The sequence below is a fragment of the Serratia sp. Ser99 genome (genome assembly GCF_024519545.1).
Lineage (GTDB): Bacteria > Pseudomonadota > Gammaproteobacteria > Enterobacterales > Enterobacteriaceae > Serratia > Serratia liquefaciens.
Genome location: NZ_JALJRT010000004.1, coordinates 123,542 through 145,834 on the forward strand (window position 1 = coordinate 123,542; position 22,293 = coordinate 145,834).

The window sequence follows — 22,293 nt, forward strand, 5'->3', positions numbered from 1 at the left end:
ATGACAGCGAATTGCGCGTCTCCCAAAGTTTCACGGTAGTTTTTATCTTGTGAGGTATTACGTTGTTGTTTCACAGAATCTATCTTAACTCATCACGCGTTAACGTTTTTGTGAAGGGTGATTGATAAAAGCCCGCCATTGCGGGTTTGTCAGATTCCGCGCCCAATGCCACTCAGACCTCAAGAGTGGCAAGACGCTATCAACTTTCCTCACCAGGGTCAACACTCCCCCAGAACTGAGATGACCAAGATTACGATGCATTCAAAAGTCTTATTAAGACAATAAAATAATTAGGCTAACTTATGCAAGTAAACATAAAAAAAGCCCGATAACAGATCGGGCCAGGCAGTGTCGTGCTGCTGTGGGTGTTACTGCGGAATACGCAGCACCTGCCCCGGATAGATTTTGTCCGGGCTGGACAGCATTGGCTTGTTCGCTTCGAAAATCTTGTTATACAGATTTGCGTTGCCATACACTTCTTTCGAGACCGCACTCAGGGTGTCGCCCTTCTTCACGGTATAGAAACGGCTTTCCGCGGCGGCTTGTTCAACCGCTACTTTGTCTTCCACGCCGCTGATACCTGCCACGTTACCGATGGCCACCAGGATCTTCTCTTTCAGCTCCTGACTGACCGCATCCCCGGTTACTACGGCTTTACCGTCAACCACCTGCACATCAACCTTATCGATACCCGGCAAGCCGGTTTTATTGAGATGGTCCTTCAGTTTGGCGCTTTGATCTTCGGCTGTCGCATTGCCGGTCACTGTGTCCCACAGTTTCTCGCCCGCTTCTTTGACGAAGTTAAACAAACCCATATTCACTCCTTTCGATGGTTAGCATGTTGCATTGACTTAAGACTTATTAAGCTTAGCACCGCAAGAGGGATATTCAATTGGTCCAACAGTATTAAGCGGTTAGAGTAATCCGAAAGTGCCAACTTTCATTGCCAATCTGTCCTTTTATGCAGCACCTGACATGAAACAATCGCTGAAGTTACCTACAATAAGAGCATGGAAGGATTAGGAGGAAGGATATAAGAAGCGATGTACGCCTTGGTGATGTTTGTCTGTTATCTGGACGGCGGCTGCGCCGATATCGTGGTTGACGTGCTGCGTGACGAACGCCAGTGCCTGATCAGTATGAAAGAACAAAACCTGCGCCACGCCGGCTGCTTCCCATTTGAAGATTTTATCGATGGCTTTTGGCTACCCGCCAACGAATATGCGCCGATGTAAATCGCCAAAAGACTTTTATACTACTTTCCTCTGAGGAATTTCTGAATTCACCGGAAAGCCGGCATGCCGACGATGCTTTATGCCACTATTTTGCTAAATTGCCTCACCCGAACGATATGGAGATGGCGCGATGCCCGTTTCTACATTCTCAAACGAACACTACGAAGCCCTGTTACGCGACGTCAGCCTGGTGGTCGGCGGCGCGGTCATTCAACTGATCAATCTCAACAAAAAAGTTTCCGGCAATAATATTCTGGCCCATTTGGTTAACGAGATTGAACATGAAACCAATCAGCAACGCTTTGCTACATTGCGTTCCGCCATCGAAGTGATGGGGCAAGCCCCCAAAGGTTAACAACCCAATAAAAAAGGCAGAGCTTTCGCTCTGCCTGATTACCGTTTTATCCCGACACAGGAAGAAGGTAATGGTGTTGAAACTTAGAAACGATAGGTCAGGTTCACTGCCACGACGTCGTCGGTGCTCAGCTTCAGTTTGTTATCGTCGTTCAACTGGTTGATTTTGTAGTCAACGTAGGTGTACATGTTTTTGTTGAAGTAGTAAGTCGCACCCACTTCCACGTATTTCACCAGATCAACATCGCCAATCCCTTCGATATCCTTGCCTTTAGACTGCACGTAGGCCAGAGAAGGACGCAGACCGTTTTCGAACTGGTACTGGGCCACAACTTCGAAGTTCTGCGTTTTGTTGGCGAAGCCAGATACGCCGTTGCCGCTGATTGGCGTCATGTTGCGCGTATCGGCGTACATGGCAGCCAGATAAACCTGGTTGGCGTCGTATTTAATCGCTGTGGTCCAGGCCGTTGCGCTGTCGCCTTTACCGTAATCAGATTTTTTCTGATCGCTGGTGCGGTTGGAATCCGAGAATGCCGCCGCTACGCCGATACCGGAGCCGCCGATGTCCTGGTAATCCAGGGACATGCCGTAACCGTCGCCGTTCTGTTTGGTCACACCGCGGCTGTCGCTGTCGTTTTTGCCCTGGTACTGCAACGCCAGGTTCAGGCCTTCCACCAAGCCGAAGAAGTCGCGGTTACGGTAGGTAGCCAGGCCGTTGGAGCGCGCGGTCATAAAGTTGTCGGTGTAGCTGTAGGAGTCGCCGCCGTATTCCGGCAGCATGTCGGTATAGGCTTCTGCGTCGTACACCACGCCGTAGTTACGGCCGTAGTCGAATGAACCGTAGTTGGCGAATTTCAGGCCGGCAAAGCCCAGACGGGTTTTGGTGCCGGCAGTGCCCTGCGCTTCATCGTGGTTGGCCTGGACGTTGTATTCCCACTGGCCGTAACCGGTCAGTTGGTCATTGATTTGCGTTTCGCCTTTAAAACCGAAGCGGACATAAGTCTTGTCGCCATCTTCGGATTTGTCATCGCTGAAAACATGTTTGGCGGCTACGCGACCGTACAGGTCGAGTTTATTGCCATCTTTATTATAAATTTCTGCCGCGTTGGCAAAGGAGGTCATTGCCCCTAAGGCAATAGCTAAGGCTAATACACTGCGTTTCATCATTTATTTTCCTAGATATTATAATTTTAATTTCTGCCCATCACGCCCAATTTATGGTTTGGGCTGTGATCTTTATCATTTAGTGTTTTATGAGCGCCTCTAATTAAGAAGCCATGTGACATTAGCATCATGAATCCAAACTTAAAATAAAAAAGTTCATAAAACACCGTGGATAAAGCATGTTTATTTGTAACTAAATATTACAAAAAAGAAGTCAATCAACCCATTGATTCATATTGATATTTATTACATATCTTATAACCAATTTGGTGCAATGCACCATAAAGGTGCAATTTAGTTTCCTTTTGTATGCTTTCCATTCGATTCATAAATACCATGAATCTTAGCATGGTTACTAATAACGTTACTTATTTCACATTTTTATCTGAGTAAAGTCATTGCGGTAATTTAGTGCGTTTCACCACGTTTTAAGCAAGTCTTTTACCGCTTCGAATAATTAAATCGATTCAAACCACCAAAAAATGACGGCAAAAATAAATTCAACATAAAATATAAGTTTCGATAGAGAGACTATAAAGAAGGGGAAGTAACAGGAATTAGCAGCAGGATATACCACCGTTATTTAAGGTTGCAGCCGACATCGCTACAACCCTAAATACTGTAAGTATAAAACCGTATTCGAAACTGGCAGGTTAATACAGCGTGCTGCGCGGCGCTTCAATTAGCACCATACCGGCGCGCAATCCAAGTGCGACCTGGGGATTAGGGAATAAAATCCATTCTCTGGCATGCTGAACCCGGTACTCCTCCCCCGGTTGTTCGCACAGTAACGTCCCCTGCTCCAGCTCGGTAAAGTTGGCGGTATCATCACTGAGATGCAGTTTGAACGCTTCGCTACGTTTGATCAGCGATCGCTCAACGCGGAACACCCGCAGAGCCTCTCCCATTCGCTGCGGCAAGGCTTCGCCACTGACTGCCGCCTGCAGTGCACGGTTAATGGCCGCAAATTGCTGTAAATCATTGCTACCAAACGGCCGCGCCTTGCCCAGTTCCAGCGTACAGCTGGCGGCGCCGGCATGTTCACTGGTGAAATTACTGAAGGTGCCGCCCGGCGCACTGTGGATCACCAACGCATCCAAATCGGCCGCGTCCAGCAATGCCAGCATCTCGGCACTGTAAGGCCCGGTCTGGAAAGGAAGAATCCCGAAGCGCGGTAAGCGTGAATCACGAATCGCCGTATGCAGATCATAATGGAAACGTGTCGCTTGCTCACCGTCGAAAAACGCGGCGACGACCTGCTCCAGCTGCTGCGCCCGCATGGTTTCGTCGCTGTGGCTGAAATCGCGATAGCGGCCGCCAAACATCCGGTTCATGTCGCTGTGCAGGTACCGTTTATTGGCGCGCATTGACGGTGGATTGCCCAATATCACCAGCAGCCGAACCACCAAAGTTCGCTCGCCGCCAAGCAGATCCTTGACCAGTTGATTGAGCAGCTCAATCGGCGCCGTTTCATTGCCGTGGATCCCCGCCGACAGCACCACCGCCTGCCGATATCCCCGGCGCGGTGTGATTTCCAGCAGGCCTTCCGCCAGCCAACGCCAGTGTAAATCCGCATTTTCGCCCCGTTGCTCTTCGGGCATTTGCCCTTCCAGCGTCAGAGCCAACAAATCAAACATGATGACATCACCTATTGTTGGAAAGGATAAACCGATCCCAGCCCGAGGATGGTCGTCAGGGTATCCAGCGCATCGCGCCCTTCGCGCAGCAATTGCGGATCAGCCAAATCGTTCTGCGTCAGACGATCTCGGTAATAGCGGTCAACCCAGTCATTGAGCGTAACGAACAGCGTATCGTTCATCATCACGCGCGGATTGACTGCCCGCAATTCCTGCTCGTTCAGCGCCACACGTAATCGCAGGCAGGCAGGCCCACCGCCATTGCGCATACTTTCACGCAGATCGAACACCTTAATTTCATCAATTGGTCCGCCACTGGCCACCATCTCGCTCAGATAGCCCCACACGCCGCGATGCTGACGCGACTCTTCCGGCACCACAATCATCATCTTGCCGTTAGGCTTGGTCAGAATTTGGCTGTTGAACAGATAGGTCGCTACCGCATCCGCCACGGAAACCCGCTCCGTCGGCACCTCAATCGCCACCAGTTCGCTGTCCAGCGACGCCATTTTGCGACGCACTTCATCCAGCGCCTGCTGCTGCTGATAAAACGCCTGCTGATGGTGGAACAATACATTCTGGTTACTGACGGCGATAACGTCGTTGTGGAATACGCCCTGATCGATCACCGCCGGATTCTGTTGCACAAACACCGTATGTTGCTCATCCAACTGGTGCAGACGGGCAATCGCCTCCCCGGCCTCGCGCGTCTGGCGTGCCGGATAGCGAGTTGGGGCGATTTCTCCGCCAAACTCCTGTCGGCCGTAGACGAACATCTGCACGCTACGCTTGCCATAATCGCCGCCCAGTCGGTTGTGGTTGGCCGCGCCTTCGTCACCAAACAGCGCCACCTGCGGCAAAGCCTCATGGTGGGCGAAATGGCGTGGATCGTTGAAAATCGCCCGCAGCACGCCGGTGGTGGTCTCGGCCTCAATCGCGCGATGGAATTTGTTGTTCAGATTGGCCGCGGTGAAATGCACTTTGCCATCCGCGCTGTCCGCCGAAGGTGAAACCGTGGCCGCATTGGCGGTCCACATGCAAGAAGCCGAGCTGAGCGCAGACAGCAGGCGCGGAGACTGCTTCATCGCCTGCGCCAAGACCGTTTCGTCGCTGCCGCTGAAACCCAACTTGCGCAGCATCGGCAGGTGCGGCCGTTCCTGCGGCGGCAATACCCCCTGCTGAAAGCCGAGATCCGCCAGCGCCTTCATCTTCAGCAGACCCTGTTTGGCCGCCAGTTTCGGATTCGACACGCTGTTTTGATGCTGGGTCGAGGCCTCATTGCCAAATGACAACCCGGCATAGTGATGCGTCAGGCCCACCAGACCATCGAAATTGACTTCATATCCTGACATGCTTTTCTCCTGGGCCCAGCAAGCTCGGCCCTACTCAAAACATACCCTATGAATTTCAAGTTGCAGCCAGGCGAGCAGTTTGCTCATCCCCAGTTATTGTAGGGGCGCTACATGCTGTGCCCGCGTTAAACGGGGCGAACTTATTCGCCCCGCTGCGGCTTGAAAGGCGACGGGTAAAATTTAATTAAACGACAGCCCCGGCGACAAACTGGCCGGCAGCGTCAGGCTTTCGCTTTCCAATGACGCCATTGGCCAGGCGCAATAATCTGCCGCGTAATAGGCGCTCGGACGGTGGTTGCCGGACGCCCCGACACCGCCGAAAGGTGCCGCACTGGAAGCCCCGGTTAAAGGTTTGTTCCAGTTGACGATACCGGCACGCGCTTCCAGCAGCAGATGATCAAACTGCTCACGCTGCGGCGAGACCAGCCCAACCGACAGGCCATAACGCGTTTGGTTGGCGATACGCAGCGCCTCATCAAAGTCGTTATAGCGAATGATGGTGGTCAGCGGGCCGAAGTACTCTTCGTCCGGTACGTCACGTACCCCGGTCACGTCAATAATGCCTGGGCTGAGCAGCGCGCTGCCGCTTTCCAGACGCTGCATGGTCAGCAGAGCTTTGCCGCCCAGTGCCAACAGGTGATGTTGCGCCGCCAGCATTTTTTCCGCCGCCGCCGAAGAGATCACGCCGCCCATAAACGGCTGCGGTTCAGCGTCCCAACGCCCGACACGCAGCGCACTCGCCACCTGCACCAAACGCTCGATAAAAGCGTCGCCCTCACTGCCGCGTTTCACCAGAATGCGGCGCGAGCAGGTGCAGCGCTGGCCGGCGGAAATAAACGCCGACTGAATCGCCAGGTTAACCGTCGCATCGCGATCCTCGATCTGATCGATAATCAGCGCGTTGTTGCCGCCCATTTCCAGCGCCAGGATCTTTTCTGGCTGCCCGGCCAACTGGCGATGCAGGTGGTAACCGGTACCCGCGCTGCCAGTGAACAGCAGGCCGTCGATGTCCGCGCTGGCGGCCAGCGCCTCACCGGTTTCACGCCCGCCCTGCACCAGATTGAGAACCCCATCGGGCAGCCCGGCCTGTTGCCACAGCTTCAGGGTTTCCTCGGCAGTTTGCGGCGTCAGTTCACTCGGCTTGAACACCACGGTGTTGCCCGCCAGCAGCGCCGGCACGATGTGGCCATTCGGCAAATGTCCGGGGAAGTTATAAGGGCCGAACACCGCCAGTACCCCGTGCGGGCGGTGGCGCAGCACCGAAGCGCCGTCCGCCATCGCAGTCTGGCTTACGCCGGTACGCGCCTGGTAGGCCTGCAATGAAATCGCCACTTTGCCGATCATCGCCTGCACTTCGGTCAGGGTTTCCCAACGCGGTTTACTGGTTTCACGGCTGATCACCGCCGCCAAAGAAGACTTGTGCTCTTCCAGCAAAGCGGCAAAACGCTTCACCAACTGTTCGCGTTGTTCGAATGGGGTACGAGCCCAGGCCGGAAAAGCGGCGCGGGCAGCTTCACAGGCGGCAGCAACATCGCTGCCGTCGGCGGCGTTGGCCTGCCACAGCGGTTGGTTATCAACCGGATCGGTTTTGCTGAACTCAGCGCCATGGCCTTGCTGCCAGGCACCATTAATAAAGAGTGCAGGATGTGACATTACGCTTTCTCCTGTGCAATAAGGGGGATGACCCGCACCGGGCTGCCTTGTTCAACGCCCAGCGCCTCGGCGGTAGCGGCATTGAGATGCAGACGGTCGTCATACAGATCGGCGTTAACCAGCAGTGCGCGGTAATTCTCATAATGATCGTTGGCCACCAAAAGAGCCGGCGCATCGGCGCGCATCGGGGTCTCATCCAGCACCACTTTTACCAGACGGCTTTGTTTGACCGCGCGGATCTGATCGATTTCCGCCTCCAGCGTTGGGCCGCCGTCAAAAATATCGACGTAACCCTGATAACGCAGCCCTTCGGACTCCAGTACCCGGCGTGCTGGCACGGTCTGCGGGTGCACTTCGCCAATCACTTTTTGCGCGTCTTCGGCCAGGAAATCGACATACAGCGGGTGTTTCGGCATCAGTTCGGCGATAAACGCTTTCTGGCCGGTGCCGCTCAGGTAGTCCGCCTTGGCGAACTCGATGGAAAAGAAATGGTTCCCGACGCTCTCCCAGAACGGCGAACGGCCCTCTTCATCAGAGAAACCGCGCATTTCGGCAATCAGCCGGGCGGAGAAACGCTCACGGAAAGCGGCGATAAACAGGAAACGCACTTTCGACAACAGCTTGCCGTTTTCGCCGTGACGATAGTCCGGATCGAGGAACAGCGTGCACAGTTCGGAATGGCCGGTGTGATCGTTACTGAGGAACAGCGTCGGCACCGATTTATACACGTTCAACTGTTTGGACGCATGCACCTGCGTGCCGACGCGGAAGCTGTACCAGGGTTCAGTCAGCCCGACGGCCACTTCAATCGCGCAAACCCCTACCGCCTGCTGGCGCTCGCTGTCTTCCAGCACAAACAGATAACACTGGTCACCACGCGGAAGTTCGCCTTGCCAGGTTTTTAACGCCCGCTCAATGCGTGCCGACAAGGTATCTTCATCTTGTGGCAGGGAAGTGAGACCGATGCCGGACTTACCGGCTAGCGTCAGTAAGTCAGCCAAATCGCGACGCTCTATAGGGCGAATAATCATCATAATGCGAACCTCGTCTGAATCAGGCTGCGCCGGTAAGGGCGCAGCCTGTGTGTTAGCTGCAAATCCGCGCCACGGCTCGCGCGAATCGCGCCAGCCCCTCTTTCACATCCTGCTCAGGAATAACCAGTGAAGGGGTGAAACGCACCACGTCCGGACCGGCGATCAGGGCAATCACGCCCTCTTCGTTGGCCAACTGCGTGATCTGCTTCGCCTTGCCGGCGTAGTCCTTGGTCAACTGGCAGCCAATCAACAGGCCGCCGCCGCGGATTTCAGAGAAAATCGGATACTGCTGGTTAATCTTGTTCAGGCCGTCAAGGAACCACTGGTGGCGTTGCTTAACCCCCTCCAGCACTTCCGGCGTGTTGATGACGGAGAACACCGCGCCCGCCACCGCCGTCGCCAGCGGGTTACCGCCGTAGGTGGTGCCGTGGGTGCCGACGCTCAGGGTTTTGGCCAGTTCGTCAGTGGTCAGCATAGCGCCGATCGGGAAGCCGCAGCCCAGCGCTTTCGCGGTGGTCAGCACGTCAGGAACCACGCCGTACTGCATGTAGGCGTACAGGTCGCCGGTACGGCCCATGCCGGTTTGCACTTCGTCGAAAATCAGCAGCGCATCGTGGCGATCGCACAGCTCACGCAGGCCTTGCAGGAAAGCAGCATCGGCCGGCAACACGCCACCTTCGCCCTGAATAGGCTCGACGATCACCGCGCAGGTGTTGTCGTTAATCACCTCGGCAGCGGCCGCCAGATCGTTAAATGGCGTGTGGGTGATGCCGCCCGGCAATGGCGCGAAGTCCTTGGAATACTTAGGCTGGCCACCGGCAGACACGGTAAACAGCGTGCGGCCGTGGAAGGCGTTGTTGAATGCCACAATCTGGTTCTTGCTGTGGTTGCCGTTATCCAGTGCGCGTTTACGCGCCAGTTTCAGCGCCGCTTCGTTGGCTTCCGCCCCGGAGTTACAGAAAAACACCTTCTCGGCAAAGGTGGCGTCAATCAGCAGCTTGGCCAACCGCAGCACCGGCTCGTTGGTATAGCCGTTGCCCAGGTGCCAAAGTTTGCCTGCCTGCTCCACCAGCGCTGCGGTCACGACCGGGTGCGCATGGCCCAGCGCGTTAACCGCAATGCCGCCAGCAAAATCGATGTAAGACTTACCCTGCTGATCCCATACCTGCGAGCCTTCTCCCCGTACCAGAATAAAATCAGCGGGGGCATAAACCGGGACCATCCAGTCGTCGAAAGACTGGCGGGTAACTGCGATTGGCTGTTCCATAATGACCTCATAACTTCAGCAAAGACTGAATTTTGACTGTAAGGGCCGCTCCAGCCTGGATGGTCCACAACAAAACATAAAAAACCGCGCCGTTCGATCCGTTTTTTAGCCGGTGATAACTCTGCCTTTCACCGCCTATTCAGAAACAAATCTGTTACATCATTCGCGTTTTTCGCTATTTATGCCGGGTATCAGGTCCTGTAACGGGGAATAAATGTTAACGAGCAGTTAAAATACATGCCGTTTGATAAAGAGTGTAGAGCAGCTATCGTGCCAAAACGGGATTTTTGGCGAAAAACGCGGTTTTTTTCGGTAAAACAACGGCTTATAATGCATACTTATTCAATAAATATGCATTGCTAATGAATAATTGGAAAAATAAGGCGAAAAATCATCATTGGCTGCGAAATCCTATTCAATGACAAAAAACTTCGATATTTCTGATCGCGCTCGCAAAAATAATTTGGCCTGATTTGCTCCCCATCACACTTTTGCCCCATTCAGGTGCAGAAAATGCACCGGATGCGGGCAAACCCGCGTCATTACAGGCTCTGCGTGCCCCTGTGTGGGCCAAAATCGGGCGTGACCCTGGGCAACTGCCGCGTCAGATCTCATATTTGTTAACTTGCCGAACAAAATGTTGACAGTCTGCTGACGCGATAATAGGTTAATTTCAATGGAACACGTGTTCCATGATGAAAAAACACACACCACATCGACTGCACAGGATCGGGGTTATCATGGCTCAAGTCTGCTTGCGTAATAATAAAAGAATCACCGGGGTCGCACTGGCCGTGCTGCTGGGCCTGCCCCTTTCCGCCAGTGCCAACACCAGCATTACCTTCGCCAACTATTTGCCCACTGATTACATCAACAAAGTGATTAAAGACTTTGAGGCGGCGCATCCGGACATTCAGGTGCAGTCGATCAAATGCGGCTTCGCCGACTGTCATCAAAAGCTGACCACCGCGTTGGCCGTTGGCCAGGGCGCCGCCGATATCTTCAGCGTCAGCACCATCAAACTCGGCAGCTTCGCCAACTCCGGCGGCCTGAATAACCTGAGCGCCCCGCCGTTCAGCATTGATAGCCAGGGCTGGCAGTTCGATCCTTCGATGATCAGCCTGGCTAAGGGTAATGACGGCAATATCTATGGCGTGCCTTACGACACCGGGCCGGTGATCATGATCTACCGTAACGACATGGTGAAGAAGGCCGGCGTCAAAATAGAAGACATCACCCAAAGCTGGGACAGCTTTATTGCCTTCGGTGAGAAGCTGAAAAAAGAGCAAGGCGCCTATCTGCTGCCGGCGGCCACCAGCCTGATCAATCCGCTGGTGGTAGGCATGAACAGTGAGCCGGGTAAGCCGGTATACACCAAAGACGGCAAGCCCAACCTGGATTCACCACAAATCAAACAGCTGATGACGGTGATCAAAACGCTGTATGACAAAGGGCTGGCAGCCTCCCTGGACGGCTCCACCAACTCGCAGGAATACATCAAACTGTACCGGCAGGGGAAACTGTTCGCCGATATCGATGGCCCGTGGGACGAAGGTCGCATCGAGCAAGAACTGGATCCGGACGGTGCGAAAGCCGGTCTGTGGCGGGTGACGGGCGTGCCGGGCAATATCAAGGTCAACGCAGGCGGCACCACGCTGGTGATCCCCAAGCAAAGCAAGAATGCCCAGGCGGCCTGGCAGTTCATTCAATACTTTATGCAGCGTGACGTGGTGATCGACGCCGCGAAAACCGCCGGCACCTTGCCTGCGCGCCTCGACGTGTATAACGCGCCTTACTTCGATACGCCTAGCAGCATTCTCGGTGGTCAACACTCGATGCGCTATTACGCCAGCCTGGTGCCGGACCTCAAGCCCGTAGCTTCCTCACCGGAAGACAATATCGCCAACGAAATTCTCAACGAAGCGGCGAAGAAGATCCTGGTGCAGCATCAGGACATCGACAGCACTCTGCGCGATGCCAATAAGCTGCTGGAGCGGCGGATGCGCGCCCTGTAATCATCAGACTACGGCGGCTTACCGGCCGCCTTTTTTCGTTTTCCGACGGTTCGGGGAGTCTATGCGTAAGCGATTTTTCAAAGGGCTGCTGCACGATCACCGCACCGCCTACCTGCTGCTGCTGCCGTTCATGCTGCTGTTTGCGGTGTTCAACGCCTTCCCGATCTTCTTCTCGGCGTTTCTCTCATTCCAATCCTGGAACCCGGTAAAAGGCCTGAGTTCGATGAAGTTTGTCGGGCTGGATAACTTTTACTATGCCTTCACCGATGACGCCTTCTGGGTGTCGCTGGTCAACACCATTAAAATCACGTTGGTGTCCGGCCTGTGCCAACATCTGTTCGCCATCACCCTGGCTTATTCGCTGCTGCACATCATCGTGCGCGGCAGGCGTTTTTTGAAAGCGGCGATCTTCCTGCCCTACATCACCTCTTCCGTCGCCGTCAGCCTGATCGTGTTCAACCTGTTCTCGCCGGTCGGCATGGTCAACGAGCTGTTAAGCGGATTGGCCGCTAAGCTGCACCTGAGCGCGCTGGCCGCCGCGTTGCCGATCAACTTCTTTGACAGCGACTGGATCCGCTTCACCATCGCCAATCAGGTGACCTGGAAGTTCACCGGTATCAATACGGTGATTTACATGACCGGTCTGGCCTCTATTTCGCCCGACCTGTACGAAGCGATCGAGCTGGACGGTGCTGGCCGCTGGCAAAAATTCCGCTACATCGCGCTGCCGCTGCTGGCGCCCTTTATCTTCTTCGCCACGCTGATGACGCTGATCGGCAACATGCAGCTGTTCAATGAACCCATGATCCTGACGCAGGGCACCGGCGGCGTCGACAACAGCGGCCTGACGGTATCGATGTACGTCTACAAGACCGGCTGGTCCTATCTGGATATGGGCACCGCTTCGGCCATCTCCTGGATCCTGTTCCTGCTGATTGCGCTGGTGAGTGCGCTGGTGTTTTGGGGTTTCGGCAACCGTGGAGGACTCAAAAATGATCGCTGAGGGCCGCCGTTTCGACACCGGCAAGCTGGTGATTTACCTGTTGGTATCGCTGTTCGCCTCGCTGTCGCTGTTCCCGTTCTATTGGTCGGCGTTGCTGGCGACGCAGGACACCCGCAGCATTATGGGCATGTCGCTGCGCTTCGGCAGCCACCTGCTGGAAAACTACCGGGGGCTGGAGCAACAGGTGCCTTTCACCCGCTCGCTGCTCAACACCCTGTATGTTACCGCCATGGCCACCCTGACCAGCGTGTTGGTTTCCGCCGCGGCGGGCTACGCCTTCAGCGTCTATCAGTTCAAGGGCAAAAAGGTGTTATTCACCACCCTCATGTTGACCATGATGGTGCCCAGCGTGGTCAATCTGGTGCCCTACTTCTTCGTGATTAAAAGCGTTGGCTTGCTCGATCAGTTTGCCGCCGTCTGGCTGCCCGCCGGGGTGAATATCTTCGGGATTTTCCTGGTGCGGCAATACGTCAGTTCCTCACTGCCCAGCGAAATACTCGACAGTGCACGCATGGACGGTCTGAATGAACTGCAGATATTTTTGCGTATCGGCCTGCCGCTGATGCGCCCGGCGCTGCTGACGGTAGCGATCGTGGTGGTGGTCGATACCTGGAACAACTTTATGTTGCCGCTGGTGGCATTGCAGTCGCCGGACAAGCAAATTCTCCAACTGGTGCTGCGCAGCCTGAGCGGCGCTACCGCCACGCCGTGGAACCTGGTGATGACCGGCAGTTTCCTGGCGATCGTCCCACTGCTGATCGCCTTTATCTTCTCGTCCAAACAAATGATGGAAAGCCTCACCCGTGGGGCGGTCAAAGGGTAACCTTATGCAATTCATTGATATTTACATTGAAAACGACACTGCGGCGCGCCAGCAAATCACCCTGTTTACCGCTGCGGAAGGTTCACTGCCGGTAACGCTGCAAAATGCCAGCCTGCAACAGGCCGCCGTCGGCGTGCTTTATCCGCTGGGTGACGGCCGTTTTGCGCTCAATATCGGCCCTTCCCTGACTCCCGCGGCCCTACAGGATGCCGGTGCCGGTATCGCCGCCGGGCAAAAACACTTCGGGTTACAGCACCTGCGTCTGACACTGGATGAAGGCTCATCGGCCAGTACAGAAACCTGGCGCTGGCTGCTGTTCGGCCTGCGTCTGGGCGCTTATCGCTATCAGCATCATGCCAGCGCTACGCTGACCGACCCGACCCAGCCGTTAGCCAGCCATGATGCGACAACGCAGGCGCTGTGCGACTGGGCCAATCTGCATGCCGAGGGCGTGATCATCGGACGTGAGCTGATGAATAAGCCGGCCAATATTCTCTATCCGCAAAGCTTCGTGGCGGCCGTCGAGCAATTGCCCTTTACTTGTGTGCGCCAGGAGGTGCTGGATGAAGAGCAGATGGCACAGCTTGGCTTCGGTGGCCTGCTGGGCGTTGGTCAAGGCAGCGCCCGCGCATCGCAATTACTGATCCTCGATCACCATCCCGCCAACGCACGCCATACTCTGGCGCTGGTGGGTAAAGGTGTCACCTTCGACAGCGGTGGCATCAGCATTAAAGGCGCGGCACGCATGAGCACCATGAAGTTCGACATGGGCGGTGCGGCTGCGGTGGTGGGCGCCATGCGTATCATCGACGCACTGCAACTGCCGATCCGCGTGATTGGCCTGTGCGGCCTGGTAGAAAACATGCCCTCCTCCCGCGCACAGCGCCCCGGCGACGTGGTAACCATGCACAACGGCAAGTCGGTGGAAATCATTTCAACCGACGCCGAAGGCCGCATGGTGCTGGCGGACGTCATCAGCTATGCCCAACAGCGCTTCCAGCCCGACTTTTTACTCGATATCGCCACCCTGACCGGCGGCGCAGGCGTGGCGCTGGGCAAGGAGTATGCGGCCATGATGGGTAACGACGACGACTTTCTGGCACAGGTCACTCAGGCGGGCAAGGCCAGCGCCGAGCCGGTGTGGCCGATGCCGCACGGCGGCTGGTATCGCGGGGTATTGAAGTCTGAATTTGCCGATTACCGTCACGGCGGTGAAGATCCGCACGGCAGCCCGTGCGTGGCGGCGACCTTTATCGGCGAGTTCGTGCAGCCGGGCCAGCGCTGGGCGCACCTGGATATTGCCGCCATGTCTACCGATATGCCGCACCGCAAGCTGTACGCCAACGGCGCGTCCTCATTCGGCGTGCTGCTGCTGGCGCGATTGAGTGCCCTGCTTGCCCAGACGGAGTGCGAATGATGGCTTACGTAGAACTGGTTGATATCAACAAACGCTATGACAACGGTTACCAGGCCGCCAGCGACGTGAATCTGCAGGTAGAGAAAGGTGAGTTTGTGGTGCTGCTCGGCCCGTCCGGCTGCGGCAAGTCCACCACGCTGCGGATGATAGCCGGGCTGGAAACCCTCTCCTCCGGCGAACTGTTGATCGACGGCGAACGCATGAACGAGGTGCTGCCCAAATACCGTGATATCGCCATGGTTTTCCAGAGCTATGCGCTGTACCCGCATATGACCGTCTATGAAAACATGGCGCTGTCTTTGAAAATCAAAGGAATGGCCAAAGCGGAGATTGCCACGCAGATTGCCGCCGTGGCCGAAATGCTGCACCTGACGGAATTCCTTAAGGTCAAACCCGGCCAGCTTTCCGGTGGTCAGCGTCAGCGCGTGGCGTTGGGCCGGGCGATTGTTCGGCGGCCCAAGGTATTTCTGTTTGACGAACCGCTCTCCAACCTCGATGCCAAACTGCGCAACCGCATGCGTCAGGAGTTGTCTGCACTGCATAAGGCGATCGGCGCGACCATCATTTACGTCACCCACGATCAGGTGGAAGCCATGACCATGGCGGACAAAGTGGTCATCATGAATCAGGGGAAAGTGCAGCAGATCGGTACGCCGCTGGATCTTTATCATCGCCCGGTTAATCGCTTTGTCGCCGAGTTTATCGGTTCGCCGCAGATGAACCTGTTTGACGTGCAGGTTCTGGTGCAGGGCGAGCAGATCCTATTGCAGGGCGACTCTGGTTTGCTGCTGCCCTTGAGCGCCGCCGAATTCCCGGCGCTGGCAGCAAGAGGAGGCGACTGGCTGACGCTGGGCTGTCGTCCGGAAGCGTGCAGCATCAGCGCGCCACGGGCAGAACCCCACTTGAGTGGAACACTGGTGTACAGTGAAAACCTGGGCGCTGAGAGCAACCTGTTCGTACAGGGTGACAACGGTGCGCAGTACATCGTCAAACAGCACGCACAACTGCAGTATGCCCAGGGCCAGCCGCTGGCCATTACGCTGGATATCACCGCCCTGCACTTTTTTGATCCGCATAGCGGTCAACGGGTAGCTCAAAGCGGGGAAACAGTGTTGCCGGCCGGCATTCTGTGAGACCATATCGCCGCTGCGTGCCTCTGCCGCAGCGCCCCGTTTTCCGCTGAGTAGCTGCCGTATGCCGATGAAAAAAGTCACCTCTCACGATGTCGCCCGCGTGGCCGGCGTTTCACGCACCGTGGTGTCTCGCGCCTTTTCCAATCAGGGCCGGGTCTCGCAAAAAAACCGCGATCTGGTGATGCGCGTCGCCAGTCAGTTAGGCTATGCGCCAGACGCCATCGCCCAGAGCCTGCACAGCGGCAAAACCGGCTTTGTCGCGGTGGTAGTGAACCACTTTCACGATTTGTCTGACCTGGAGTTTTTCGATCGTCTGGTTGAACAACTGCAGAAGAGCAACCGGCAGGCGGTGATGATCCGCCTGGAAGGCATTGACGATCCGGCCAACTACCTGAAGCAAACCATCTCTTACCATGTCGATTCTGCCGTGGTGTTCGCCGACAACATCAGCGCGCGTGCAGCAAAAGATCTGTTTCGCATCGCTACGCCCATTATGCTCAACGGTTTGGCGGGCGACGCCCTGTGCGACGCTCTCAACGCCGATGAGTCACCCAGCCTGCAACAGCTGGCGGCACTGATGGCGCAAAAGGGTCAACGCCGCGTGGCGCTGCTCGGTGGCCGCAGCAGCGCCCACGGTGAACAGCTGCGTCAACAAACCTTTCTGGCTCATGCCGCACAGCAGCAGTTAGAGATTGTCGCGCAGCTGAGCGGCGACTACAGCTACCTGAGCGGCTTTAACCTCGCGCCGCAGCTGCTGGAGGCGCTTCCGGCTCCGCAGGCCATTTTCTGCACCGCAGACTCCATGGCGATGGGGGTGATGGACTATATTCGTTTGCACACTTCGCTGCAGATCCCTCAGGACGTCGCGGTTTACGGCTTCGACGATATCCCGATGGCAGCCTGGCCGAGTTACCAACTCACGTCGGTACGCCGAGATATGGACGCAATGATCGCCGCCATCGTTCGGCTGGTCGAACTGCGCAGCGGCAGCCCCCAGGCTGCGCCGCAGCAGATCACCATTCCCACCGAGTTGGTGGTTCGCGCGTCCTGCTAAACCGATAAGGGCAAGCCTGTTGGGCCCAATTTAACGCATTGATGATGCTATTGGGCGCAGCATGCCGCGCCCCTTCCATAAGCCACAGAGCCGCTGGTCAACGGGTGGTTATAATCTCCGCATCGCGCAATTGCGGCGCTGCCATACCGCTTTGCCACAGCCAATACTGAATTGGGCCCGGGCAGTTAAGGCTGACGACCTTATGCTTTCCGTCCTTATCGATGGCGTGAATAGTCACCCCTTCGGTATAGCCATCTTTCAGGTAATTCAGATCTTCAATCGCCTCATACACCGCCTGTTCCAGCGTCATGCCCATCTTCATATACAGCACCACTGCGCGGCTGGTGCCGCAGCGAATGGTCATTTCCCCGGTGTGGGTACAGGCACAGGCGCCATAGCGGCTGTCGGCATAGGAGCCGCTGCCGATGATCGGGCTGTCCCCCAGCCGCCCCGGGTATTTCCACGCCCAGCCTGACGTTGACGTCGCCGCGCTGAGCGTGCGCCCACCATCCATGGCTAAAAATACCGTGGTGTCGCGCACCCGTTCTGGATCGGTGGCATTATTCGACAACCCTGCCAGTGGGATATTCGGCCAGTTGCGAAGCTGTTCGGCGTCCATCGCCTGCTCCAGTTTTTCCCACCAGACACGCTTGGAGTCGGCAATCAGGTTGTCACCCGCCAATGCGCCGATCTCAGCGGCGAAACGTGCCGCTCCGGCGCCCACCAGGATTTCATGGTTAAGATCTTCCATTACCCGATAAGCGACTTCCACCGGATGCAGATAGCCTTGTAACGCTCCCACCGCACCGGTGCGCAAGCTGTCGCCGTCCATCACCGAAGCGTCCAGCTCCATCTCACCCAGCACGTTGGGCCAGCCGCCGAAACCCACCGTACGTACGCTCGGATCCAGCTCCACCAGCTTGATACCCTCAACGATGGCACGCAGGCCATTCTGCCCCTGTCGTAACCGTTCGGCAGACAGACCGATACCCGGATGTCCTTCAGAGTTTGCAATCACAATCATAGGGTTATGTTTCCCGCACGGCGTTCAGCGCTAAAAGAAAGGCACCGGTGATGACCGGTCATTCGCACCAATGGAACACGTGTTCCATGGTGATTAAAAAATATCGCTGCCCACCTGAAAAGTCAAACCGAAGCGGTGAAAAGCGTGGCGTAACGCGCCTTTTCCAACAGGGCACACACCACTAAGCCCACAGGCACATTGTTCTACTACACTGTGATCTCACCAGAAGATTTCATCCCCCTGTGCCAGAGGAATCAAGATGTCCAAGAAAACTGTTGATCTCACCCAGCCTGCAGCACAGCACGATATCCGTACCTTTCTTGATGGACTGAACTCCAGTGACGCCAAACCCCTGGAGCAGTTGAAGCCGAAAGAAGCGCGTAAGGTGATGGAGGGCCTGCAAAGCGGTACCGAAGTCCCTCTGCGTGAAGTCGAAATTAGCGAAAAAACCATTCACGTCGATGGCCAGGATATCCTGTTGCACATCGTGCGGCCGGCCAAAGTAAAGGAGAAGCTGCCGGTATTCATGTTCTTCCACGGCGGCGGCTGGGTGTTGGGGGACTTCCCGACCCACGAACGGCTGGTGCGCGATCTGGTCCACAGCTCCGGCGCAGCGGCGGTGTTCGTTAACTACACCCGATCGCCGGAAGCCCCTTACCCTGTCGCCATCAATCAGGCCTACGCGGCGACCGAATGGGTGGCCGAGTACGGCGAGAAAATCAACGTTGACGGTTCACGTCTGGCGGTCGTCGGCAACAGCGCCGGCGGCAATATCGCGGCGGTGGTCAGCCTGATGGCGAAAGATAAAGGCACGCCTGCCCTGCGCAGCCAGATCCTGCTATGGCCAGTGACCCACGCCAATTTCGATACCGAGTCTTACCACCAGTTCGGCGAAGGCTATTTCCTCACCCGCAATATGATGAAATGGTTCTGGGACCACTACACCACCGATAAAGCCCAGCGCAAAGAGATCTACGCCTCGCCGCTTAACGCCACGCTGGAACAGTTGAAAGGCCTGCCACCGGCGCTGGTGCAAACCGCCGAGCTGGACGTGCTGCGTGACGAAGGCGAAGCCTACGCCCGCCTGCTCAACGCCGCCGGAGTCGAAGTCACCTCCACCCGTTATAACGGGCTGATCCACGACTATGGCTTGCTCAACGCGATCGCAGAAGTCCCGGCGGTGCACTCGGCCATCCATCAGGCCGGGCGCGCGCTAAAACATTATCTGGCCTAAGCTCAGCCGACATAATGGCAGGCCACCCGATGTCCTGCCGCTACCTGCCGCAATGCCGGGGCCTGTTCCCGGCATTGCGCAGTGGCCTGCGGACAGCGAGTGTGAAAGCGACAGCCCTGCGGCGGTTGGGTAGGGTCAGGTAATTCTCCCCGGGCCATCGCCTGCGGCTGACGGTGCGGATCCAAACTGGGTACCGCGGCCAACAGTGCCTGAGTGTAAGGGTGCAGCGGCCGACGAAACAGCGCATCGCGATCGGCGCTTTCGACAATCTGCCCGAGGTACATTACCGCTACGTCCTGACACAGATGCTCCACCACCCCAAGATCGTGCGAAATAAACAGGAAAGTCACCCCCTGCTGTTCCTGAAGATCGGAAAACAGGTTGATGATCTGCGCCTGAATAGAGACGTCCAGCGCCGAAATAGGTTCGTCGGCGACGATAAACTCCGGCTGCAGGATCAGCGCGCGGGCTACACCGATGCGCTGGCGCTGGCCGCCGGAAAATTCGTGCGGGAAGCGCCCGTAATGCTGTGCCGACAACCCGCAGATTTCCAGCGTGTCTATCACCCGGTCTCGCAGCTCGCTCTTTTGCGCCAAACCGTGCTGCAACAGCGCTTCGCCAATCGCATCGCCTACCCGCATTCTCGGATTCAGAGAGCTATACGGGTCTTGAAACACCAGTTGCATCTTCGGGCGCATTGCGCGCCGCTCGCGGGCGCTGAGCGCATCTAACGCCTGTCCGTTGAACAGTACCTCACCGGCGGTCTTTTCATGCAGCCCCAGCAGGGTTCGGCCTACGGTGGTTTTACCACTGCCGGACTCCCCCACCAGGCCAAAAACCGTTCCCCGGCGAATGCTGAAGCTGACATCATCCACCGCACGCAGTTGCCCGGTGGTCTGACCGAATAGCCCTTCACGCAGCGGGAAATATTTCTTCAGCCCTTTTACCTCCACCAAGGGTTCAGCCAACATGAATACGCCCCCCGGCATTCAGGAAACAGGCGGATTGCCGCCGCCGATCGCCATACAATGGCGGAATACCGTCACGGCAGCGGGCGCTCGCTTTGTCACAGCGCTCGGCAAAGGCGCAGTAGTCCGGCAAACTGGTCAGATCGGGCACCTGACCGGGGATCGAATACAACCGCCGCCGTCGCTGCCCCGCCACCGGCCGCGAGGCCATCAATCCCTGAGTGTAAGGGTGCTGCGGGTTAGCCAGCACTTCATGCGTGGCCCCCTGCTCGACAATACGCCCGGCGTACATCACCACCAGCCGATCCGCCATCTGGGCAATCACCCCGAGATCGTGAGTAATCAGCATCATCGCCATATTGTGCTTACGCGCCTGCTCGCGCAGCAGCGCCAGAATTTGCGCCTGCACGGTGACATCCAATGCGGTAGTGGGTTCGTCGGCAATCAGCAACGCCGGCCGGCAACTGATGGCCATGGCGATCATGATGCGCTGCAGCATGCCACCGGAAAGCTGATGCGGATAGCTGGTCATCAGCTGTTCGGCGCGTGCCAGTCCGACCTCGGTAATCAGCGCCGTCGCCTCCCGCCAGGCCGCTTTTGGCGCAGTCCCCCTATGGCGGATTAGCGGCTCAACCAACTGCTCGCCGATGGTCAGCACCGGGTTCAGCGCGCTCATCGGCTCCTGAAAGATCATCGCCAAACGGTTACCGCGTAAATCGGCCATCTGTTGCGGCCGCAGTTTCAGCAAGTCCTGGCCGTCGAAATGGATTTCACCGCCGTCGATTTGCGCCAGCGGTTGCGGCAACAGCCCCATCAGCGCCATCGCGGTCACGCTTTTACCGCAGCCGGACTCACCGACGACCCCCAGCGTTTGTCCGGCATAAAGGTCAAAACTCACCTGTTGCACCGCCCGCACCCGCCCTTGTTCGCCCTGGAAGGCTACCGACAGTTGATTAAAGGCCACCAGCGGTTGGCTCATCGTCTTACCCCGTTCATTTTTGGATCAAGCGCGTCTCGCAGGCCGTCGCCGAGAATATTAATCGCCACCACGGCGATGAAAATCGCCAACCCCGGCGGCATCCACAGCCAGGGGCGGCGTTGAAAATCGATCAGGCTGTTGGCGGCGTCCATCATGTTGCCCCACGACGGCATTGGCGGCACTACGCCCAACCCCAGATAGCTCAGGGCCGATTCACTGAGAATGGCATTAGCGACGCCCATGGTGGCCACCACCACCAGGATCGGAATGGTATTGGGCAACAGGTGGCCGAAGATACGCCGCCGGGTGGATAACCCCAGCACCTCAGTGGCCAGCATGAAGTCACGCTCGCGCAACGACAAAATTTGCCCACGCACCAGCCGCGCCAGCGACGGCCAACCCAGCAGGCTGAGCATGATCATCACCATGTAAATACGGTAGTCCGGCGAAACGTCCAGCTCCGACAGCATCGCTCCCATGATGATCAGCAGCGGCAGGCTGGGAATGGTCATCAACAGATCGGCAAAGCGCATAATCAGCTTATCCACTACGCCGCCAAGATAGCCGGACAGCGCCCCCAGCAGGTAGCCGAGCGTGACCGATAACAGCATCGACACCAGGCCAATGGTCAGCGAAATACGCCCCGCCAGCAGCAGGCGGGTATAAATATCGCGACCGAGAAAATCGGTGCCCAGCCAGTGTTGCGCGCCGGGTGCCTGATTGATACTCAACGCATCGCCGGCATCGTCCTGCCAGGGCGACAGCATCGGGCCGAACAGGCACAGCACCGCCATCAATACCAACAGCAGCAGTGAAATCATCGCCAGGCGGTGACGCCGCAGCCGCTGCCAGGCCTGGGCGGTCGGCGGTGGCGATAGCTGCGCCAGCGCCGGGAGTTGCGCTTGCCGCCAACGGCGACGACGTCCGAAAAACAAGGATGCCAACAT

20 protein-coding genes are annotated in these 22,293 nt (G+C 56.8%); 9 read left to right on the forward strand and 11 right to left on the reverse strand.

What is annotated here, in order from left to right; all coding sequences use genetic code 11:
* Positions 1 to 368: 368 nt before the first annotated feature.
* Positions 369 to 815 carry a peptidoglycan-binding protein LysM gene (gene lysM, locus NR114_RS10390; protein WP_020827318.1) on the reverse strand — a complete coding sequence of 149 codons (447 nt, stop codon included), beginning with the start codon at positions 813 to 815 and terminating at the stop codon, positions 369 to 371.
* Positions 816 to 1,043: 228 nt separating this feature from the next.
* Between lysM and NR114_RS10395 the strand changes: the two genes are divergently transcribed.
* Both NR114_RS10395 and NR114_RS10400 read left to right on the forward strand, forming a co-directional pair.
* Positions 1,044 to 1,235, forward strand: a complete 192-nt coding sequence (locus tag NR114_RS10395) for a YebW family protein (RefSeq protein ID WP_012145560.1) — start codon at positions 1,044 to 1,046, stop codon at positions 1,233 to 1,235.
* A 130-nt stretch (positions 1,236 to 1,365) separates the two neighbouring features.
* On the forward strand, positions 1,366 to 1,590 hold the full coding sequence (locus NR114_RS10400; protein WP_020827319.1) for a biofilm development regulator YmgB/AriR family protein: 225 nt from the start codon (positions 1,366 to 1,368) through the stop codon (positions 1,588 to 1,590).
* Positions 1,591 to 1,673: 83 nt separating this feature from the next.
* Here NR114_RS10400 and NR114_RS10405 read toward each other — a convergent pair whose 3' ends face one another.
* The 6 genes from NR114_RS10405 to NR114_RS10430 all read right to left on the reverse strand — a co-directional run bounded on the left by NR114_RS10405 (position 1,674) and on the right by NR114_RS10430 (position 9,696).
* Positions 1,674 to 2,756, reverse strand: a complete 1,083-nt coding sequence (locus tag NR114_RS10405) for a porin (RefSeq protein WP_020827402.1) — start codon at positions 2,754 to 2,756, stop codon at positions 1,674 to 1,676.
* Positions 2,757 to 3,406: 650 nt separating this feature from the next.
* Positions 3,407 to 4,390 carry a succinylglutamate desuccinylase gene (gene astE, locus NR114_RS10410; protein ID WP_234530305.1) on the reverse strand — a complete coding sequence of 328 codons (984 nt, stop codon included), beginning with the start codon at positions 4,388 to 4,390 and terminating at the stop codon, positions 3,407 to 3,409.
* A gap of 11 nt (positions 4,391 to 4,401) precedes the next feature.
* Entirely contained in the window at positions 4,402 to 5,742 is a 1,341-nt protein-coding gene (gene astB / locus NR114_RS10415) for an N-succinylarginine dihydrolase (RefSeq protein WP_020827404.1), read from the reverse strand.
* Positions 5,743 to 5,922: 180 nt separating this feature from the next.
* Positions 5,923 to 7,395: a succinylglutamate-semialdehyde dehydrogenase gene (gene astD, locus NR114_RS10420; protein ID WP_129940743.1), complete on the reverse strand. Its 1,473-nt coding sequence runs from the start codon at positions 7,393 to 7,395 to the stop codon at positions 5,923 to 5,925.
* Complete coding sequence (astA, locus tag NR114_RS10425) at positions 7,395 to 8,429, reverse strand: arginine N-succinyltransferase (RefSeq protein ID WP_020827406.1); 1,035 nt, start codon at positions 8,427 to 8,429, stop codon at positions 7,395 to 7,397. The genes astD and astA overlap by 1 nt, the downstream gene beginning before the upstream one ends.
* A gap of 52 nt (positions 8,430 to 8,481) precedes the next feature.
* Positions 8,482 to 9,696: an aspartate aminotransferase family protein gene (locus NR114_RS10430; protein WP_128864731.1), complete on the reverse strand. Its 1,215-nt coding sequence runs from the start codon at positions 9,694 to 9,696 to the stop codon at positions 8,482 to 8,484.
* A gap of 740 nt (positions 9,697 to 10,436) precedes the next feature.
* Here NR114_RS10430 and NR114_RS10435 point away from each other — a divergent pair.
* The 6 genes from NR114_RS10435 to NR114_RS10460 all read left to right on the forward strand — a co-directional run bounded on the left by NR114_RS10435 (position 10,437) and on the right by NR114_RS10460 (position 17,141).
* The gene (locus NR114_RS10435) at positions 10,437 to 11,711 is read left to right on the forward strand and encodes an ABC transporter substrate-binding protein (RefSeq protein WP_234530306.1); all 1,275 of its coding nucleotides are present in this window, start codon (positions 10,437 to 10,439) and stop codon (positions 11,709 to 11,711) included.
* Between the two features lie 61 nt (positions 11,712 to 11,772).
* Positions 11,773 to 12,714 (forward strand): carbohydrate ABC transporter permease, encoded by a 942-nt coding sequence (locus tag NR114_RS10440; protein ID WP_046373311.1) that lies wholly within the window; start codon positions 11,773 to 11,775, stop codon positions 12,712 to 12,714.
* Complete coding sequence (locus NR114_RS10445; protein WP_020827410.1) at positions 12,704 to 13,537, forward strand: carbohydrate ABC transporter permease; 834 nt, start codon at positions 12,704 to 12,706, stop codon at positions 13,535 to 13,537. The genes NR114_RS10440 and NR114_RS10445 overlap by 11 nt, the downstream gene beginning before the upstream one ends.
* 4 nt (positions 13,538 to 13,541) lie before the next feature.
* Complete coding sequence (locus NR114_RS10450; RefSeq protein WP_234530307.1) at positions 13,542 to 14,954, forward strand: M17 family metallopeptidase; 1,413 nt, start codon at positions 13,542 to 13,544, stop codon at positions 14,952 to 14,954.
* The gene (locus NR114_RS10455) at positions 14,954 to 16,087 is read left to right on the forward strand and encodes an ABC transporter ATP-binding protein (protein WP_201896454.1); all 1,134 of its coding nucleotides are present in this window, start codon (positions 14,954 to 14,956) and stop codon (positions 16,085 to 16,087) included. The genes NR114_RS10450 and NR114_RS10455 overlap by 1 nt, the downstream gene beginning before the upstream one ends.
* Before the next feature lie 61 nt (positions 16,088 to 16,148).
* Positions 16,149 to 17,141 carry a LacI family DNA-binding transcriptional regulator gene (locus NR114_RS10460; protein ID WP_234530308.1) on the forward strand — a complete coding sequence of 331 codons (993 nt, stop codon included), beginning with the start codon at positions 16,149 to 16,151 and terminating at the stop codon, positions 17,139 to 17,141.
* 97 nt (positions 17,142 to 17,238) lie between these two features.
* Here the strand turns inward: NR114_RS10460 and NR114_RS10465 are convergent, their stop codons facing one another.
* Complete coding sequence (locus tag NR114_RS10465) at positions 17,239 to 18,165, reverse strand: N(4)-(beta-N-acetylglucosaminyl)-L-asparaginase (protein ID WP_234530309.1); 927 nt, start codon at positions 18,163 to 18,165, stop codon at positions 17,239 to 17,241.
* Positions 18,166 to 18,424: 259 nt separating this feature from the next.
* Between NR114_RS10465 and NR114_RS10470 the strand changes: the two genes are divergently transcribed.
* On the forward strand, positions 18,425 to 19,399 hold the full coding sequence (locus tag NR114_RS10470) for an alpha/beta hydrolase (protein ID WP_115058627.1): 975 nt from the start codon (positions 18,425 to 18,427) through the stop codon (positions 19,397 to 19,399).
* 2 nt (positions 19,400 to 19,401) lie between these two features.
* Here NR114_RS10470 and NR114_RS10475 read toward each other — a convergent pair whose 3' ends face one another.
* From NR114_RS10475 to opp4C, 3 genes are read right to left on the reverse strand one after another with little or no spacing between them, the layout of a single operon-like run.
* Positions 19,402 to 20,370: an ABC transporter ATP-binding protein gene (locus tag NR114_RS10475; RefSeq protein ID WP_234530310.1), complete on the reverse strand. Its 969-nt coding sequence runs from the start codon at positions 20,368 to 20,370 to the stop codon at positions 19,402 to 19,404.
* Complete coding sequence (locus NR114_RS10480) at positions 20,360 to 21,346, reverse strand: ABC transporter ATP-binding protein (RefSeq protein WP_116690290.1); 987 nt, start codon at positions 21,344 to 21,346, stop codon at positions 20,360 to 20,362. Before NR114_RS10480 ends, NR114_RS10475 begins: the two co-directional genes overlap by 11 nt.
* Positions 21,343 to 22,293: an oligopeptide ABC transporter permease gene (gene opp4C / locus NR114_RS10485; RefSeq protein ID WP_256813595.1), complete on the reverse strand. Its 951-nt coding sequence runs from the start codon at positions 22,291 to 22,293 to the stop codon at positions 21,343 to 21,345. The genes NR114_RS10480 and opp4C overlap by 4 nt, the downstream gene beginning before the upstream one ends.